Source organism: Mesorhizobium sp. RSR565B (assembly GCF_054719465.1).
Genome location: NZ_JBTTIE010000001.1, coordinates 2,632,837 through 2,650,205, shown reverse-complemented (window position 1 = coordinate 2,650,205; position 17,369 = coordinate 2,632,837). Strand labels below are relative to the sequence as shown.

Genomic DNA, 17,369 nt, shown 5'->3' with positions numbered 1-17,369 from the left:
CTCACAGCCGGTACGCCTTCTTGGCAAGCGTGTAGGCAAGCTCCCGCGCCAGCTCATGCGCCTCGTCCTCACGCAGCCGGTGCTCGGCGACGAGACGGGCGAGAAAGGCGCAGTCAACCCGGCGCGCCACATCGTGACGGGCGGGAATCGACGGAAAGGCACGGGTGTCATCGTTGAAGCCGACGGTGTTGTAGAAGCCGGCGGTCTCGGTGGTCATCTCGCGGAACCGGCGCATGCCTTCCGGACTGTCGTGGAACCACCAGGCCGGCCCGAGCTTCAACGCCGGATAGACGCCGGCCAGCGGCGCCAGTTCGCGCGCGTAGCTGGTCTCGTCGAGCGTGAACAGAATGATGGAGAGGTCGCGCTCCAGCCCGACGCAGTCGAGCAAGGGTTTGAGCGCCGCGGCATAGTCGGTGCGGGTCGGAATATCGAAGCCTTTGTCGCGGCCGAATTTTTGGAAAACACCAGGCGAGTGGTTGCGCCACGAGCCGGGATGGATCTGCATGACCAGCCCGTCGTCGCGGCTCATCTTGGCCATTTCGGTCAGCATCTGGGCGCGAAACAGTTTGCGCTCGCGCTCGTCGTCCGAGCCGCGGCGGATGCGGTTGAACAGCTCTTCCGCCGCCGCATCGGAAAGATTGGCGGTCTCGGCCGTCGGATGGCCGTGATCCGACGAGGTTGCGCCGAAACTTTTGAAGAAGGCGCGGCGCTGGCGATGCGCGTCGAGATAGCCGGCCCATGTGCCGGTGTCGCAGCCGGCGATCTCGCCCAGGCGATCGAGATTGGCAGAAAATCCTTCGAAGTCGGGATCGACGACGGCATCCGGCCTGTAGGCAGTGATGACGCGGCCCTGCCAGCCGCTGTCGCGGATCGTCTTGTGCCATTGGAGATCGTCGAGTGCGCCCTCGGTCGTCGCGATGACCTCGATGTTGAAGCGCTCGAACAGCGCGCGTGGGCGATAATCGTCGCGCTGCAAAAGCGCCGCGATGGTGTCGTAATGGCGGCTAGCGGTGCTGGCGTTGAGCGGCTCTTCGATGCCGAACAGATGCTCGAGCACATGGTCGAGCCACAACCGCGTCGGCGTGCCGCGGAAGAGGTAATAGTGCTCGGCGAAGCGCCGCCAGATCGCCCTGGGATCGGTCTCGACCGGCGAGCCGTCGAGGGTCGGGACGCCGAGATCTTCCAGCCGCACGCCCTGGCTGAACAGCATACGGAAAATGTAGTGGTCGGGCACCACCACCAATTGCGCGGGATCGGGGAATGGCTCGTTGAGCGCATACCAACGCGGATCGGTGTGGCCGTGCGGGCTGATGATCGGCAGGTCCTTGATGCCGGCATGGAGATCGCGCGCGATCGACAGCGCGCGCCCTTCGGCGGCAAAAAGCAGATCCGAATCGGTCAGTCCCGCCACGTCGTTCCTCCCAGGGGCGATATCGGTAGGATTGGAAAGAAATAATGTCAACATACAAAAACTGGATTGTTGTATGATGACTTTTAACCGGCGTCAGGTCATTGTGCGGCGGAAGAGCGGATGTTACGCCGCTAGCAGATCCCGCCCCGCACACCATCCAGCGACAAGCCGCGCCATGACCAGCAGACGCCTTTCCAACGCAACAGTGCAATCCTTGCCGGCCTCGGTCGCCGTCCCCGCCTATGATCGCGCCAGTGTCGCCCCAGGCATCGTCCATCTGGGCGTTGGAGCCTTCCACCGTGCCCATCAGGCCGCCTATGTCGATGACTGCCTAGCGGCCGGCGAGACCGGCTGGGGCATTGTCGGCGTCTCGCTGCGCAGCCCCGACACGCGCGATGCGCTGACGCCACAGGACGGGCTCTACACGCTGGCGGTGCGCGGCAGCGATGGCGAAGCGCTGCACATTATCGGCTCGATCCAGTCGATGCTGGTCGCGCCGGAAGACCCCGGCGCGGTGCTGGCCGCGCTGGCCGACCCGCGCACCCGCATCGTCACCCTGACCATCACCGAAAAGGCCTATCTCAGGGCCGCCGACGGCAGCCTCGACGAAAACCATCCCGATATCGTCCACGATCTGGGCAATCCCGGATCTCCCAGGACAGCGCATGGATTCCTGGCGGAAGCGCTGGTGCGACGCCGGGCCGCCGGCACGCCGCCCTTCACCGTGCTTTGCTGCGACAACCTGCCGGCCAATGGCGCCACGCTGCACCGGCTGCTGGTCGGGTTTGCAAAACTGCGCGATGCCGGCGCTGCTGCTTCAGGCGACGCTGCCCTCGCCGGTCATATAGCCGATGACGTTGCATTCCCATCGAGCATGGTCGACCGCATCGTGCCGGCAACCACCGATGCCGACCGGGCGCGCATCGCGGTCGAACTCGGCCTCGAGGACGCCTGGCCGGTGATGACCGAACCGTTCCGGCAATGGGTGATCGAAAACAGGTTTCCAGCCGGCCGCCCGGCCTGGGAGAAATTCGGCGTCACCATGGTCGAGGATGTCCGGCCGTTCGAGGACATGAAGCTTCGGCTGCTCAACGGCGCCCATTCGGGCATCGCCTATATCGGCCTGCTCAGCGGCCACGTCACGGTCGACCGCGCCTTCGCGGATCCCGCGATCCGCGCGTTCGTCGACCGGCTCTGGGCCGAGGCCATCCCGACATTGCCTGGGGATGCCGGGCTCGACACCTCAGCCTATACGGCCGAACTTGCCGAACGTTTCTCCAACACAGCGCTGGCCCACCGCACGGCGCAGATCGCCAATGACGGCAGCCAGAAATTGCCGCAACGCATTGTCGCTACCGCAATCGAGCGCATCCAGGCCGGCCTGGTCCCGGAGCATCTGACGCTGGTGATCGCCGCCTGGATCGCCGCCTGCGAGGCGCGCGGCAAGGACCTGCCGGAAGCCCACTTTACCGATCCGCTCGACGCGGCGCTGGCGGCGCTCGACGAACGACGGATGCTGGAACGAGTAGCGGCGGTGTTCGACTGGGCCGGCTTCGCCAGCGGCAAGCCCGAGCGGCAGACGCTGATCGAACTGGTCGCCGCTCATCGCGAGCATATCCTGCAAGGCGGGATCGTGCTTGCGCTCTCAGCGCTCGGCATACCGGAGCCGACAAACGTAGGCTGAAGCTGGTCCGGAACCGCCCATTTCAAGCCTATTGTCCCGCCGGAGCGTCCAGCCTCTGCCGCGACGAATACTCCGTGCCTTGCGAATTCCAGAACAGTCGCACTGCCTTGCCGACCAGGTTTTCGGCAGGAACGAAGCCGACACTGAGCCGGCTATCGGAGGAATTATCCCTGTTGTCGCCAAGCGCGAAATAGTGGCCTTCGGGCACGTCGAACACCCGCGTGTTGTCGGTTGTTGAATTGTCCGTAAGACTGATGACGGAATAGGAAACGCCGTTGGGGAGGGTTTCACGTTGCAGTCTGGCGCTTTGGGGAGAGTCCTCGGAGCTGTACGGACCAACATCCTCGAGTTTGACCGCCACACCATTGATGCGAAGGATTCCGTCGACCATCTGGATTTTGTCGCCCGGCAGTCCAACGACCCGCTTGACGTAGTCGATGCTCGGATCCGCTGGAAATTTGAACACCACAATATCTCCGCGCTTCGGCTCGGCGGCAAAGATCCGGCCTTCGAAGGGCAGCAGCCCAAGAGGAACACTGTAGCGGCTGTAACCATAGGCAAACTTCGAGACGAAGAAATAGTCGCCGAGTTCCAGCGTTGGTGTCATGCTGCCTGCCGGGGTCGAAAACGGCTGGAAGAGGAATGTGCGGATCGCTAACGCGGCTCCGTAGGAGGTCAGCACGGCCAACAGCAGCACCGAAAGGCCGTGTGAATACCACCGGTTCGGTCTGTATCGTGACGCGAAAGGCACGACGAGCGCTACCCACAGGACCATGAGACCTAAACTGGAGAGATCCACCAGCCAGGCGAGATCGACCCCCGGCAGAACCGGGAATCCCACATATGTCAGCGCAATGCTTATGGCGCTGATCACCACCAGGCTGGCAACCGCCGGCCGGCCGGCGCCGATCCAAAGGAACCCGCCGAACGGACCGCCAAAGGCCGCGATCAGCGCCGTCGTCCACCGGGATCGCGAGGCCGCTTCCGGTTGCGTTGTTTGTTCCGTCATCGGCCACCCCAAATCGATAGACAGCCGGACTGTCGAACAACCAGAAAGCAGGGGCAAGCCCCGATCCGACTGTACCGCCGCAGCCAAATCGCGGTTCCGCCGGCGCCATCGCCTAATACAAGCTCATCTCGCCCTGACTGGCAGCCGGCATGCCGCCACCCGATCTGATCATGCTGGCTGCCCGCCCCGAAATCCCGCCAAGGCCCTGCGCCTATGCGAGACGATCCAGGATGGCGGCCGCAACAAAAAAGCCGGGCTGAGCCCGGCCTTTTCTTCAAGTCATTCTGCGGCTTACGCCGGCAGCAGCGCGCCTTCGAGCGTGGTAAGCTGGCTAAGGAACTGCTCCGCCTTGCTGCGGCTCTGGTCGTCCTTGGCGTCGGCGGCGTCTTCCTTGGCTTCCTGGATGCGGCGGGCGAGATCGGCGCGGTCGATATCGCCGACGGCGACCGCCGATTCGGCGAGCAGCGTGCAGCCGGCAGGGACGATGTCGGCAAAGCCGCCGAACACCACATAGCGTTCTTCCTTGCCGCCGGCGGTCTTCAGCGTGACGACGCCCGGCTTGATCGTGGTCATGACTGGCGCATGGTGCGCCATGACTGTCATTTCACCTTCGGCGCCTGGAATGACGACGGACTCGACCTGCTCGGAAACCAGGAGGCGCTCCGGCGAGACCAGTTCGAACTTGAAAGCTTCAGCCATGTCAATTTAGTGAGTAGGGAATAGTGAGTAGGGAGTAGGGAGAGGACAGCTGTCCTGATCACCCGGCCGCTATTCACTACTGACTACTGACTACTCCCTATTGCCTTGATTACGCTGCTTCAGCCGCCAGGCGCTGAGCCTTCTCGACCGCTTCGTCGATGCCGCCGACCATGTAGAAGGCGGCTTCCGGCAGGTGATCGTAGTCGCCGTTGCAGAGGCCCTTGAAGCCCTTGATTGTGTCGGCGAGGTCGACCAGCTTGCCCGGCGCACCCGTAAACACTTCGGCGACGAAGAACGGCTGCGACAGGAAGCGCTCGATCTTGCGGGCGCGGGCCACCGTCTGCTTGTCCTCTTCCGACAGCTCATCCATGCCAAGGATGGCGATAATGTCCTGCAGCGACTTATAGCGCTGGAGGATCGACTGCACCTGGCGGGCGACGGCATAGTGCTCCTCGCCGACGACCAGCGGATCGAGCATGCGCGAGGTCGAGTCGAGCGGATCGACGGCGGGGTAGATGCCCTTTTCCGAGATCGCGCGGTTGAGCACGGTCGTCGCGTCCAGGTGGGCGAACGAGGTCGCAGGCGCCGGGTCGGTCAAATCGTCGGCCGGCACGTAGATCGCCTGCACCGAAGTGATCGAACCCTTGGTCGTTGTGGTGATGCGTTCCTGCAGCGCACCCATGTCGGTGGCCAGCGTTGGCTGGTAACCCACGGCCGAAGGAATACGGCCGAGCAGCGCCGACACTTCAGAACCGGCCTGCGTGAAGCGGAAGATGTTGTCGACGAAGAACAGCACGTCCTGGCCCTGGTCGCGGAAATATTCGGCGACCGTCAGGCCGGTCAGGCCGACGCGGGCACGCGCGCCCGGCGGCTCGTTCATCTGGCCATAGACCAGTGCCGCCTTGGAGCCTTCGCCGCCGCCCTTCTTGTTGACGCCGGACTCGATGAACTCGTGATAAAGATCGTTGCCCTCGCGGGTGCGCTCGCCGACGCCGGCGAAGACCGAGAAGCCGCCATGCGCCTTGGCGACGTTGTTGATCAGCTCCTGGATCAGAACCGTCTTGCCGACGCCGGCGCCGCCGAACAGGCCGATCTTGCCTCCGCGGGCGTAGGGCGCCAGAAGGTCGAGCACCTTGATGCCGGTGATCAGGATCTGCGCTTCCGTCGACTGTTCGACATAGGTAGGCGCCGGCTGGTGGATGGCGCGCATCTCGATGCCGTCGACCGGGCCTTCTTCGTCGACCGGCTCGCCGATGACGTTGATGATGCGGCCGAGCATGCCCGGGCCGACCGGAACGGTGATCGGCGCGCCGGTGTCATAGACGTCCTGGCCGCGAACCAGGCCTTCGGTGGAATCCATGGCGATACAGCGCACGGTGTTTTCGCCCAGATGCTGGGCAACTTCGAGCACCAGGCGGTTGCCGACATTGGAGGTTTCGATGGCGTTCAAAATGGCCGGCAGATGATCGCCGAACTGCACGTCGACGACGGCGCCGATGACCTGGCGAACCTTGCCGATGGCGCCGGTCTTCTTGACGGCAACGCTCGTCGTCTTCACTGCCGGGGCCGCGGCCTTGGCGGGCGCGGCCGCCTTCTTGGCCGGAGCGGCCTTCGCCGCTGCTGCCGGAGCCTTTGCGGCCGCCTTGGGGGCCGTCTTCGCGGGGGTCGCTGCTTTCGCCATCGTCTTTACCCTTCTCGTCCTTTGTTTCTCACGCTCCATCAGAAGGTCGATGACCTCCTGGCGGTCGCGCCTAGAGCGCTTCGGCGCCCGAAATGATTTCGATCAGTTCCTTGGTGATCTGCGCCTGCCGCTGGCGGTTATAGGTGATCGACAGTTTGTTGATCATGTCGCCGGCATTGCGCGTTGCATTGTCCATGGCGCTCATTTTGGCGCCCATCTCGCCGGCTGCGTTTTCGAGCAGCGCGCGGAAGATCTGGACCGAGATGTTGCGCGGAATGAGATCGGTGAGGATCTCGCCCGGCTCCGGCTCGTATTCGTAGACGGCATTGCCACCGGCGGTCGCTTCGGCGGGAGCGGAAGCCACGCCGGCAGGAATGATCTGCTGCGCGGTCGGAATCTGGCTGATCACCGACTTGAACTGCGAATAAAACAGCGTGCAGATATCGAAGCCGCCTTCGCCGAACAGATGGATGATCTTACGGGCGATCGCATCGGCATTGACGAAGCCGAGCTTCTTGACATCGCGCAGGTCGACGCGGTCGATAATCAGCGAGGCATAGTCTCGGCGCAGAATGTCGAAACCCTTCTTGCCGACGCAGATGATCTTGACCTGCTTGCCGTCGGCCAGAAGCCGGCGGATATGGTCGCGGGCCAGACGTGCGATCTGCGAGTTGAAGCCGCCGCACAGGCCGCGCTCGGCGGTGCAGACGACGAGCAGATGCACATCGTCCTTGCCGGTGCCGGTCATCAGCGCCGGGGCATCGCCGCCGCCGCCGATCGCCTGCGTGATATTGGCCAGCACCGCACCCATCCGCTCGGAATAGGGACGCGCCGCTTCCGCCGCTTCCTGCGCGCGGCGCAGCTTCGCCGCGGCGACCATCTGCATCGCCTTGGTGATCTTCTGCGTCGCCTTGACCGAGGCGATACGGTTACGAAGGTCTTTTAATGAAGGCATGCTTCAAACCTGATCCCGAGCGTCCGGCTTCTTCTCAAGCGAAGGTCTTGGCGAAGGCGTCGATCTCGGCCTTCAGCTTGGCGCGCAGATCGTCCGACAGCGCCTTTTCCTTGCGGATGCCGTCCAGCACGTCCTTGCCGGCCGAGCGCATATGGCTGAGCAGACCATGCTCGAACTTGCCGACCTGGTTCAGCGCCAGCTTGTCGAGATAGCCGTTGACGCCGGCGAAGATCACCGTGACCTGCTCCTCGACCTTGAGCGGCGAGAACTGCGGCTGCTTCAACAGTTCGGTCAGGCGCGAGCCGCGGTTGAGCAGGCGCTGCGTGGCGGCGTCGAGATCGGAGCCGAACTGCGCGAACGCAGCCATTTCGCGGTACTGCGCCAGCTCTCCCTTGATCGAGCCGGCGACCTGCTTCATTGCCTTGATCTGCGCCGACGAACCGACGCGCGACACCGACAGGCCGACGTTGACCGCCGGACGGATGCCCTGGAAGAACAGGTTGGTTTCGAGGAAGATCTGGCCGTCGGTGATCGAGATCACGTTGGTCGGGATGTAGGCCGACACGTCGTTGGCCTGCGTCTCGATGATCGGCAGCGCGGTCAGCGAACCGCCACCCAGATCGTCGTTGAGCTTGGCGGCGCGCTCGAGCAGGCGCGAATGCAGGTAGAACACGTCGCCCGGATAGGCTTCGCGACCCGGCGGGCGGCGCAGCAAGAGCGACATCTGGCGATAGGCGACGGCCTGCTTCGACAGATCGTCATAGCTGATCAGCGCATGCATGCCGTTGTCCCGGAAATATTCGCCCATGGTGGCGCCGGTGAACGGCGCCAGGAACTGCATCGGCGCCGGATCGGAAGCGGTGGCGGCGACGATGATCGAATATTCAAGCGCGCCGCGCTCTTCGAGAACCTTCACGAACTGCGCGACCGTCGAGCGCTTCTGCCCGATGGCGACGTAGACGCAGTAGAGCTTTTCCTTTTCCGGTCCGTTGTCGTGCACGGCCTTCTGGTTGAGCATCGTGTCGAGGATGATCGCGGTTTTGCCGGTCTGGCGATCGCCGATGACCAGCTCGCGCTGGCCGCGGCCAACGGGGATCAGCGCATCGATGGCCTTGAGGCCGGTCGACATCGGCTCGTTGACCGACTTGCGCGGGATGATGCCTGGCGCCTTGACGTCCACGCGCTTGCGTTCGGTCGCCTTGATCGGGCCCTTGCCGTCGATCGGATTGCCGAGCGCGTCGACGACGCGGCCGAGCAGGCCCATGCCGACAGGCGTATCGACGATGGCGCCGGTGCGCTTGACGATGTCGCCTTCCTTGATGTCGCGGTCGGCGCCGAAGATGACGACGCCGACATTGTCGGCTTCGAGGTTGAGCGCCATGCCGCGGATGCCGCCGGGGAACTCGACCATTTCGCCGGCCTGGACATTGTCGAGGCCGTAGACGCGAGCGATACCGTCACCGACGGACAGCACCTGGCCGACTTCGGAGACCTCGGCCTCCTTGCCGAAATTCTTGATCTGATCTTTGAGAATTGCGGAAATTTCCGCGGCGCGGATGTCCATCAGCCGACCTCTTTCAGTGCAAGCTTGAGCGAATTGAGTTTGGTTTTGAGCGACGTATCGATCTGGCGCGAGCCCATCTTGACCACCAGCCCGCCGAGCAGCGACGGATCGACGGTAACAGTGATGGCCACGTCCTTGCCGGCGACGCTTTTCAGCGCGGCCTTGAGTTCCGTCTGCTGGGCAGACGTCAGTTCATGCGCCGAAGTGACCTCGGCTGATGTCTCACCGCGCTGTTCGGCAGAGATCCGGCGAAATGCCTTGATTATGCCGGGCACCGCGAAGAGCCGGCGGTTGCGGGCGACGACGCGCAGGAAATTGCCGGTCAGGCCGGTGATGCCGGCCTTGTCGGCGATCGACGCGATTGCCTTGGCCTGGTCCTCGCTGGAGAACACCGGGCTGTTGATGAGGCGCGTCAGGTCGGCGCTGTCATCCAGCATCCTGGCGAAACTGTTGAGGTCGGCCTCGACCTTGGCCACCGAATTCGACTGCAGCGCAAGTTCGAACAGCGAACCCGCGTAGCGTTCTGCGACACCTGAGATTGGCGATGACGATTGAGCCACGGACCGTCTTTTCTCTTGTCTGAGGGGCCGCAGATTGTTGGCGCGAGCAAAAACTCTGGCTAAATCTTTGACCTTACTAAGTTTTTCCAAGCACGGAGGCGCGGCTTCCGCTATCCCCGGCCGAAAGTCGATTGCCGTCTAGCACAGGCATTTTAAGACCGCAATGCGTCGTCCCGCATGCTTTTCGGGCACTATTGTCGCATCCGGCCGCAGAGTTCAACTGAAGCCTTTGGATTGGCTGCCGATTCAGGGCAGAAAGCCGAAGACGAAGGCAAGCGGCAACGCGGCCAGGACGAGTTCGACGACGATCGACGCCCAGTTGAAAGGCGTGTTGGCGCCGTCCGACATCATCGACAGCAAACGGCCAAAAGCGGTGAACAGCCAGGAAAAGCCGAGTGCCATATAGAGCCACGGCTGCGCCAACAGAATGCAGCACAGGCTGACGCCGAGATAGAAGCCCGACATGCGGCCGCGCCCTTCCGCGATTGCCGCTGCCCTTTCGGGCCGGACCTGCAGCCGCAGAATCCGAAATGCCAGCCCTGGCGCGAGGAAAAACAGCAGACCGAGCGCCAAGGTGACGACGGCGCTGGACCAAGCCAGCCATTCGCCCTGGCTGGTCGGCCAAGGAAACGCGAATTCCATCTTGCTTTCATCCCCTCACAGCAATGCCGGATGCATTGAATGTCGCTGCAAAAAGAAGTCAAGCGCGCGGCAGTTTCGGCGCGCAATTCGTGAAGGAGCGGAAGGCTGTTTAGGCCGCGCACGCGTCCGGCCAGCATCGTGGCCAACCTGTATTGTCAGGCGACGCCTCCCTCCTATCTGCAGGACCGGTTTTGCACAGCCAAAGGCCCCGACACCGGTCGCCTTTATTTCCTGACCGGGCACCTCAATCTGGCCGGCACGGAAGCAGATCGATGGAAGCTGAAAGTGGCCGGCAGCGGCAATGTCGCCGTGGCTGCCCAGCCCTGATCCTTGTTTTGACCCTTCAGGGCAGCATGAATGCGACCGCCGCCTCGGCATGGATGCGCGTGGTGTCGAACACCGGAATGTCGAAATCGCGCTCGCCAATCAACATGGTGATCTCGGTGCAGCCCATGATGACGCCATCGATCTTCTCATCGCGCCGCAGACGGGCGACCTCGTCGATATAGGCCGCCTTCGATGCCGCGCTGACGATGCCCCGGCAAAGCTCGTCGTAGATTACCTGGTGCACCATGTCGCGCCCGGCCTGGTCCGGCACCACGGGCTGCAGCCCGTATTTCTCCGTCAGCCGGCCCTTGTAGAAATCCTGCTCCATGGTGAAGCGGGTCGCCAGCAGCGCCGGCCGCTTGACGCCGGCGCCCTTGACCGCGACTGCCGTGGCGTCGGCAATGTGGATAAGCGCGATCGGCACCGCCGCCTGCACCCGGTCGGCGAGCTTGTGCATGGTGTTGGTGCAGATCAAAAGCCCCTCTGCGCCGCCCGCCTCCAGCTTGCGCGCCGCATCCGCCAGCAGCACGCCCGCACTGTCCCAGTCGCCATGATGCTGCCGGTCGGCGATTTCGGCGAAGTCGAAGGAATAGAGCAACAGCTTTGCCGAATGCAGCCCGCTCAGCCGCTCGCGCACGATCTCGTTGAGCAGGCGATAATAGATCGCCGTCGATTCCCAGCTCATGCCGCCGATGAGGCCAAGGGTTTTCATGCGCTGAGCCTCCAGCAGGACCGAACGATCTCTCTCACAGAAAAGCTTTACGGGTCGATGTCAATCTTAACGCGCGCCGTACCACGCTCTTCGGCCCGCCTCCACAAACATCACCGCGCGCCCGATTCGGTCATCCTCGCATTGGCGCCGAGATGATGCAGGCTTTGTGTCGTGTGCCTTGAACTCCAGGCAACCGGCGGATCGGGCAGATCGAGATCGAACTGTGCCCGCCCGAGCAGCGAATTGACGATCTTGGCGCTGCGCCAAGCCATCAGGCTGAGCTGCGGTTCGGCTATGCCATGGCTGAGCCGGCCGGCATTGAGTGCGTAGATCCGGCGGTCGTCGGGCCCGTCCCATTCGACCTCGAAGCTGGCGTTGAGCCTGTAATGACCGCGCTCGTCCAGCGCGATCCTGTTCATGAGCGGTGCCATGCAATCAGGAATGGCAAAGGCATAGCCGGTGGCCAGAACCACCGCATCGACGGTGCGCGTCTCGATGGCGCCGTCGAAGCCGTTGCGCATGATCAGCCGGTATTCGCTGCCTTCCCGCGTCACGTTCAGCACTTCGCGGTGCGGCGTCATGTTGACCGCCGTCGTTTCCTCCGAGAGGTGCCGCAGCGTGTAAAGCTGGCGATAGATCGCCCTCAGCGTGCTCGTCGATGCGCCGTCACCGGCAAGCAGCTGCTGTTCCAGGATCGTCTCGCGCCGGCCTTGCGGTAGCCGATGGAAGTTTTCGACATAGCCCGGCGTGAAGAGTTCGTCGGTGAAGGGCGAGTCGTCCAGTGGCAGGAAATTCGGCCGCATCGAGATCCACTCGATTTCGCGGCCGGCGAAGCGGTCGGAGGAGATCAGATGCAGAAGCACTTCGGCGCCGCTCTGGCCACCGCCGATCACGGCGACACGCTGTCCGCTCAGGCGATCGAGGCGGTTGGCGGCCTGGGCGTTGTGGAAGCATTGATCGGAGGCCGCCGCCCGCGCCCAGGCGGGGATGTTGGGCACCAGCCCGACGGCAATGGCGAGATTGCGCGCGATCACCTGCTCGCGGCCGATACGCAGCCTGAAATTCGTTCCGTCGAAGTCGATCCGGTCGACGGCGCTGGCGAACCGCAGCGAAGACAAGTTCTCGCCGACCCATCCGAGATAGCGGGCGAATTCCGGCCGCGGGATGGCCGAGAAATCCGCGTTGAGGAATTCGTAGAACCGCTTCTGCGCGACCAGATAGGACATGAACGACCATGGGCTGGTCGGATGCGTCGCGGTGACGAGATCCTTGAGGAAGGATGTCTGCAGTTCGACGCCCGGCAGCATCATGCCCGGGTGCCATTCGAGCCGCGTCGCCCGATCAAAGAAGCGCGCTTCGACGCCGTCCACCGCATCGAGATGGGCGGCGAGGCTGAGATTGAACGGCCCGATGCCGATGCCTGCGAGGTCAAGCGTATGGGTCATGGCGAACTCCTTATGGAGCTGGCTGGGCTGATGGGAGATCGCCGGGCTGACTCGGGGTTAAGCGGATTGTCGAGCGGCGTGCCAAGGTCGGGCAGAGGGCGTTCGCCGCTGTCGCCGTAGCCGATGGCGAAGCGCACCTTGTTGATGGCGATGCGTGGGATCTTCGGAGCAAACAGATCGAAGAGCGCGAACCGTTCCGACAGATCCGGGTTCTGCGCCTGGTAGCGCCGGATGGCGCCGGCCAGGATGGCGTAGAAAGTCCTCTCGTCGAAGCGGTCATAGGCGGCCAGCGCCTCGGACAGGAAACGCAGAACGCTGACGATGTGTCCCGTTTGCAGATGCTGGAGAAGATGTGCCGGGGGCCGGCGCTTCAGCGTCGACAGGATTTTGGGGTCGAGGCCGGCCAGTTCGGGAAACGGCTGGTCGACGAGATCGAGGTCGCCCTGGAAATCCTTGACCGCCACGCCGAGAGGCGCCGCTCCGTCGAGGATGATGGTGACGTTCTGGCCATGGGCGATGAAGCCGACGCCGTAACGGCACATGAAGTGGTAGAGCGGCACGAAGGCCGTGGAGAACAGGCGATCGAGCCATGCCTCCGGACCAAGGCCGGACTGCTCCATCAGGGCGCTGGCGATCGGCCTGCCATGGGCGTCGCGCTGCGGCAAGGCGCCCATCATCATCGGCCGCTGGCCCGCTGTCAGATCCTTTTCGGGGCTTTCGCGCCAGATGGCGCCCAGCATCTCGCAAAACTGATAGGGCGCGCCTTCAACGCCGGTATAGTGCGGATGCGGATAGAAGGCGCCGGCGACTTCCTTCAGCACCTTGACGTCCTTGAGCACCGGGTCCGCGGCCGCCACCGTGGCCAGCCAGCGCGACAGATCGGCGCCGATCGCCATGTATTTGCCCGGCACGCCGCGCCACGCTGAGGTGTTGAGGACGGTCAGCGGCAGCTTGACGTGCAGCGCCTCGGGCCGTGCCACATTGGCAAGCGTGCGCAGCGACTGCAAGGGCAGGAACGGATCGCCGAACTGGCCAAGCGGCACCAGCCGGCCGGCGGCGATCTCGCTACCATATTGCGAGGCGATCATCGCCTGCCACTGCCAGGGGTGGACCGGCAGCAGCCTATGCGTCGATCGCGAGGCCCCAGCGGCAGTGAAGGCCGCTTCGAGCCTTGCGCGTTCGTAGTCGCCGAGTGCGGCCTGCAGCAGCGCCTCTTCGTCGGGCCCGCAGTCAAGCGCCAGCAGGCAGCGATCGCTGGCGGCGGCAAGCCAGAAGAGCTGGAATGCGGCAGCCGATTCTGGCGCGTAGCGCTCGAAGTCGTCCCGTCCCCAGCCAAGCCGTCCCTTGTTGGCGGGCGCCTTCGGATGGCCGTCGAGCAATGCCTGCAACTCGGTATCCGGCAGCGCGGCTAGTTCGGCGGCTGGTCGATTGCCGCGGGCTTTGGCGATCCGCATGTCGGCCATCAGCGTATTGTAAAGCTCCTTCGCATAGGTGCAGAATGTTGCCGGCGACATGCCGAGCGTCTCGCGCGCGTCGGCGAAGAAAGCGACCGCATCGTCGACCGGCAGCTCGATGCCGGCATCGCGGGTCAGCGTCTCCGGACGGACGGCGATCTGGCCCCACAGGCGCCGCGTCGCGGCAAAGCGATAGGTCACGCCGGGACCGAGCGTCAGTTTCCATCGGCCGGGCGAAAGCTCGCGGGGCGACAGGCACTCCTCGAAGGTCAGTTCGGAAATGGCCTTAGCGACGGCGTCGCGGTTGATCGCAGCCCAGCGTGTCGCCTCCTCCGCTTTGGCGATCGGTTGCTGCACCGTCACAGCGGCACCTCGCGGAAGAAGCGCTCGCGTTCGCAGCAGACCAGCGCCGCGCGCTTGTGCGGGAAGTCGAACTCCTTGACCTTGTCGTAGGCGGCGTCGGCGCAATAGCTCAGCATCTTCTGGTGCGCGGCGCGTGGCTCGCCGACGATGCGCTGCGTGCGCGGCTCGTCGAGGAACAAATAGTGGGTGACGGAACGGAACAGAGCCAGCGTCTTCGGCCGGCCGAGATGGCGCGTATTGCCGATCAGCCCATGCCAGCCGCGATCCCAGTCGAGCGGCTCGTAATAAGGTCCGAGCCGGTCCTCCTTGGCCCAGTAGAACTCGAAATAGCCGGTCGGCTCCCCATCGAAGCTGGCGATGACGCCGAAGATGTGCGGATCGCTTTCCTGCTCGGCGAGATATTTGTCGAGATCCTCATGGCTCTGGGCAAGTTCCCAGAAGAAGGCGACGCGGCCATCGTTCATCCAGCGATGGAAGAGGTCGAGATCGGTCCGGCGGTCGATCGGCCGCAACGACACGGTGAGACCAATCTCGGCAATCCAGCGTTCGTACATCGGGCCGCAGGGGCGCGGTTGGCGCAATGGCGGGCCGATAGCGGTCATCAATGCCGGATAGGTGACATGCGAGGCCTGGCTGCGCCACAGCAGCGGCAGCTGGCGCAGGACCGAGCGATGGATGACGGCGCGTTCCGGTTCACCCGGAACCGTCTCGGTGGCCAGCGCCGAAACCGGCCACAGGGTCTTGGCCGCCGGCAGGAAGGCGCGGTCGAAGGTAGGATGCAGGCGCAGCGCGGCGTCAACGAGACCTGCCAGGATTTGCGGTTGGTCGAGGCGGCCGCCAATAAACGCGACATCGTCGATGAGCAGGCGGCCATCCGCGTCGGAGATGCGGGCCTGTCCCACCGCTGTTCCCTCAGCGTTGACCAGGCTGACATGGCCATCGCCGGCACGGATGGCGAGCGGCTCCGCGGCCGAGGCCAGATGCTGCCATCCTTCGTTGCCGGCGACGGTGGCGGGTGACCAGTTTTTCGCAGCCTCGATGTTCATGCGTATTCTCTCACATGCAGGGGGTTCGGAAGCTCGACGTAACCTGCCAGCGGGTCGGTCACTTCGGTGTTCTCATTGATGTCGCGCAGCGCGATCAGGAAATTGCCCTTGGCGGCGAGCGTCGGCGCGTTAAGCAAATAGTCGACGCAGGACCGGTCAGCCATGGGCGTGGCGGCCAGCCGCTCGAGCGAGCGGCGGAATATCGCCAGCAGATCGTCTTCGTTGGTGAGGCCAGCGGCGGCAAGGGCTGCGACGGCGGCGAAAGCGCCATTGACGACCAGATAGTAGCCGAACAGCTTCGCGGCCGCTTCCGCTGGGAAGACATGATCGCCCGCCTGACCGGCCTCGGGCACGAATTTGCGCAGCCTGGGCAGGAATTCCTCGACATAACCGGTGCCCTGGCAGTCGCGAAAATAGAGCGCATTCGGCCAGCCTCCGGAAAGACCGACGACGAGGTTCTGCTGATGGGCGCCGAACAGCAGGCCGAATTCCGAGAAGGCAACGATAAACGGCTCGATGGCGGCATGAAGGAAACGCTCGAACCACAAACGCGCCGTTTCCTCGACAGGTCGCTTCTCGTCGCGGGCGATACGGTGGACCAGGTCGGACAGATGGCTTTCGGTACGGCCGGGATGGCGCTCGCAAAGCGCGCCGAGAACGGCAGCCGGCGGATTGCCCGTGCCGCGAAACGGATTTTCGCGAAACGAGACGATGGTATCCGTCATCAGCCGGCCGTCTTCGCCACGCAGGCCGAACCAGGCGGGCTCACCCAGCACCGTCATGGTCGGACAGCGCCGCTGCAAGGCATAGCCGAGCTTGCCCTTGACCAGCCGGTGCACCGAAAGGCCGCGCCGGCACTCATGCTCCTCGACGATGCGCCTGGAATTGGTCAGGCGCAGGCTGAGCGAAAATTTCAGCATCCACTCGGCTTCAGCTGAATGAACCGTGCGCAGCGAGGTCGTGGCCCGCCACGCTGGTCCGCCGAGCCCAACATCGACGATACGGCCGGCGCAAAACAGGCGCTCGACGCGGTCTTCCAGCATGAGCCGTACGGCCTGCCACGGATGCATCGGAACGAGAACCTTGCCCTGTTGCTTGCCAGCCCGAGCAAGCAGCTGCGGATCGCTGGCGGCAAGCCCGCGGACCATCTCGGTGACATCTAGCGGCTCGACGCTGCCCCCAGTGAGGATGGTCGGGTCGACGGCCCACCAGCGCAATTTGAACGCATTGCGGTATTCATGCCCGAAGCGCGCGGAATCCGTGTGCGTGAACTCTTCGCGACTCATCGGCGCCGGATGCACGGCATGGCCGAAGCGCAGGGCGCTTTCGGCATCGATGAAATCAGGATCGCCTTCGGAGAAGGGCCGCGACGATCCACGCGCCGCAGTCGCGTCAGCGATTGCGGCGATGCTGGCCAGGCTGCGGCGCAGGAAGGTCAGTCGGCTTTTCGCTGTCGCCCGGCCGGCAATGTCGGGATCCGCCAGGATCAGCGCCAAAAGGCTGAAAAGGTCGATCTCGGTCGCTTCGCCATCGGCCCCCTCGTTACTAACATCGAGGCGCCAGAGCGGCATCGCTAAATCGTGGTAACCAACCTTCGAGCGATGCCGCGCCTCGACGAGCACCGCCGCGCGCGAGGCAGGGAAATTCAGACGCAGCACGGCTGCCTGCGGCCGAAACAGCCCGGTTTGCCTGGCGTCGACGAATTCCCAGCCATCCCATTCACGCAGCAACGCGTTGAGTAACGGGCTTAATGCAGAGGACGATTCAGGTTTTACTTGTTCCATGTGCATCCCCATAAATCCTGATAATACTGAATG

At 63.9% G+C, this 17,369-nt stretch carries 15 protein-coding genes; 2 read left to right on the top strand and 13 right to left on the bottom strand.

All coding sequences use genetic code 11. The features are described from left to right. Window position 1: 1 nt before the first annotated feature. Entirely contained in the window at window positions 2–1,411 is a 1,410-nt protein-coding gene (gene uxaC / locus ACYG9R_RS12845) for a glucuronate isomerase (RefSeq protein ID WP_023824293.1), read from the bottom strand. Window positions 1,412–1,586: 175 nt separating this feature from the next. Here uxaC and ACYG9R_RS12840 point away from each other — a divergent pair, with 175 nt between their 5' ends. Beyond that, window positions 1,587–3,095 carry a mannitol dehydrogenase family protein gene (locus tag ACYG9R_RS12840; protein WP_023824294.1) on the top strand — a complete coding sequence of 503 codons (1,509 nt, stop codon included), beginning with the start codon at window positions 1,587–1,589 and terminating at the stop codon, window positions 3,093–3,095. 28 nt (window positions 3,096–3,123) lie between these two features. Here the strand turns inward: ACYG9R_RS12840 and lepB are convergent, their stop codons facing one another. From lepB to ACYG9R_RS12805, 7 genes are all read right to left on the bottom strand, one after another. Beyond that, complete coding sequence (lepB, locus tag ACYG9R_RS12835; RefSeq protein WP_032886549.1) at window positions 3,124–3,870, bottom strand: signal peptidase I; 747 nt, start codon at window positions 3,868–3,870, stop codon at window positions 3,124–3,126. A gap of 525 nt (window positions 3,871–4,395) precedes the next feature. Next, window positions 4,396–4,803 carry a F0F1 ATP synthase subunit epsilon gene (locus ACYG9R_RS12830; protein WP_023668674.1) on the bottom strand — a complete coding sequence of 136 codons (408 nt, stop codon included), beginning with the start codon at window positions 4,801–4,803 and terminating at the stop codon, window positions 4,396–4,398. Window positions 4,804–4,912: 109 nt separating this feature from the next. Further along, window positions 4,913–6,484, bottom strand: coding sequence for a F0F1 ATP synthase subunit beta (gene atpD / locus ACYG9R_RS12825; RefSeq protein ID WP_023698224.1), 1,572 nt, complete (start codon window positions 6,482–6,484; stop codon window positions 4,913–4,915). 70 nt (window positions 6,485–6,554) lie between these two features. Continuing rightward, entirely contained in the window at window positions 6,555–7,439 is an 885-nt protein-coding gene (locus tag ACYG9R_RS12820; protein ID WP_023698225.1) for a F0F1 ATP synthase subunit gamma, read from the bottom strand. Between the two features lie 34 nt (window positions 7,440–7,473). Further along, complete coding sequence (atpA, locus tag ACYG9R_RS12815; RefSeq protein ID WP_023684101.1) at window positions 7,474–9,003, bottom strand: F0F1 ATP synthase subunit alpha; 1,530 nt, start codon at window positions 9,001–9,003, stop codon at window positions 7,474–7,476. Further along, complete coding sequence (locus ACYG9R_RS12810) at window positions 9,003–9,563, bottom strand: F0F1 ATP synthase subunit delta (protein WP_023824295.1); 561 nt, start codon at window positions 9,561–9,563, stop codon at window positions 9,003–9,005. Before ACYG9R_RS12810 ends, atpA begins: the two co-directional genes overlap by 1 nt. Before the next feature lie 246 nt (window positions 9,564–9,809). Beyond that, entirely contained in the window at window positions 9,810–10,205 is a 396-nt protein-coding gene (locus ACYG9R_RS12805) for an AGROH133_08824 family phage infection protein (protein WP_023684099.1), read from the bottom strand. A 138-nt stretch (window positions 10,206–10,343) separates the two neighbouring features. Here ACYG9R_RS12805 and ACYG9R_RS12800 point away from each other — a divergent pair, with 138 nt between their 5' ends. Then, a complete protein-coding gene (locus tag ACYG9R_RS12800; protein WP_023693181.1) occupies window positions 10,344–10,532 on the top strand; it encodes a hypothetical protein in 189 nt (62 codons plus the stop codon). A 16-nt stretch (window positions 10,533–10,548) separates the two neighbouring features. Here the strand turns inward: ACYG9R_RS12800 and ACYG9R_RS12795 are convergent, their stop codons facing one another. From ACYG9R_RS12795 to ACYG9R_RS12775, 5 genes are all read right to left on the bottom strand, one after another. Further along, complete coding sequence (locus tag ACYG9R_RS12795; protein WP_023824296.1) at window positions 10,549–11,244, bottom strand: aspartate/glutamate racemase family protein; 696 nt, start codon at window positions 11,242–11,244, stop codon at window positions 10,549–10,551. 110 nt (window positions 11,245–11,354) lie between these two features. Then, window positions 11,355–12,689 (bottom strand): lysine N(6)-hydroxylase/L-ornithine N(5)-oxygenase family protein, encoded by a 1,335-nt coding sequence (locus ACYG9R_RS12790; RefSeq protein ID WP_023824297.1) that lies wholly within the window; start codon window positions 12,687–12,689, stop codon window positions 11,355–11,357. After that, entirely contained in the window at window positions 12,686–14,506 is a 1,821-nt protein-coding gene (locus ACYG9R_RS12785; protein ID WP_050590536.1) for an IucA/IucC family protein, read from the bottom strand. The genes ACYG9R_RS12790 and ACYG9R_RS12785 overlap by 4 nt, the downstream gene beginning before the upstream one ends. Continuing rightward, entirely contained in the window at window positions 14,503–15,552 is a 1,050-nt protein-coding gene (locus ACYG9R_RS12780) for a GNAT family N-acetyltransferase (protein ID WP_023824299.1), read from the bottom strand. Before ACYG9R_RS12780 ends, ACYG9R_RS12785 begins: the two co-directional genes overlap by 4 nt. Next, a complete protein-coding gene (locus tag ACYG9R_RS12775; RefSeq protein ID WP_460221827.1) occupies window positions 15,549–17,336 on the bottom strand; it encodes an IucA/IucC family protein in 1,788 nt (595 codons plus the stop codon). The genes ACYG9R_RS12780 and ACYG9R_RS12775 overlap by 4 nt, the downstream gene beginning before the upstream one ends. Window positions 17,337–17,369 lie beyond the last annotated feature (33 nt).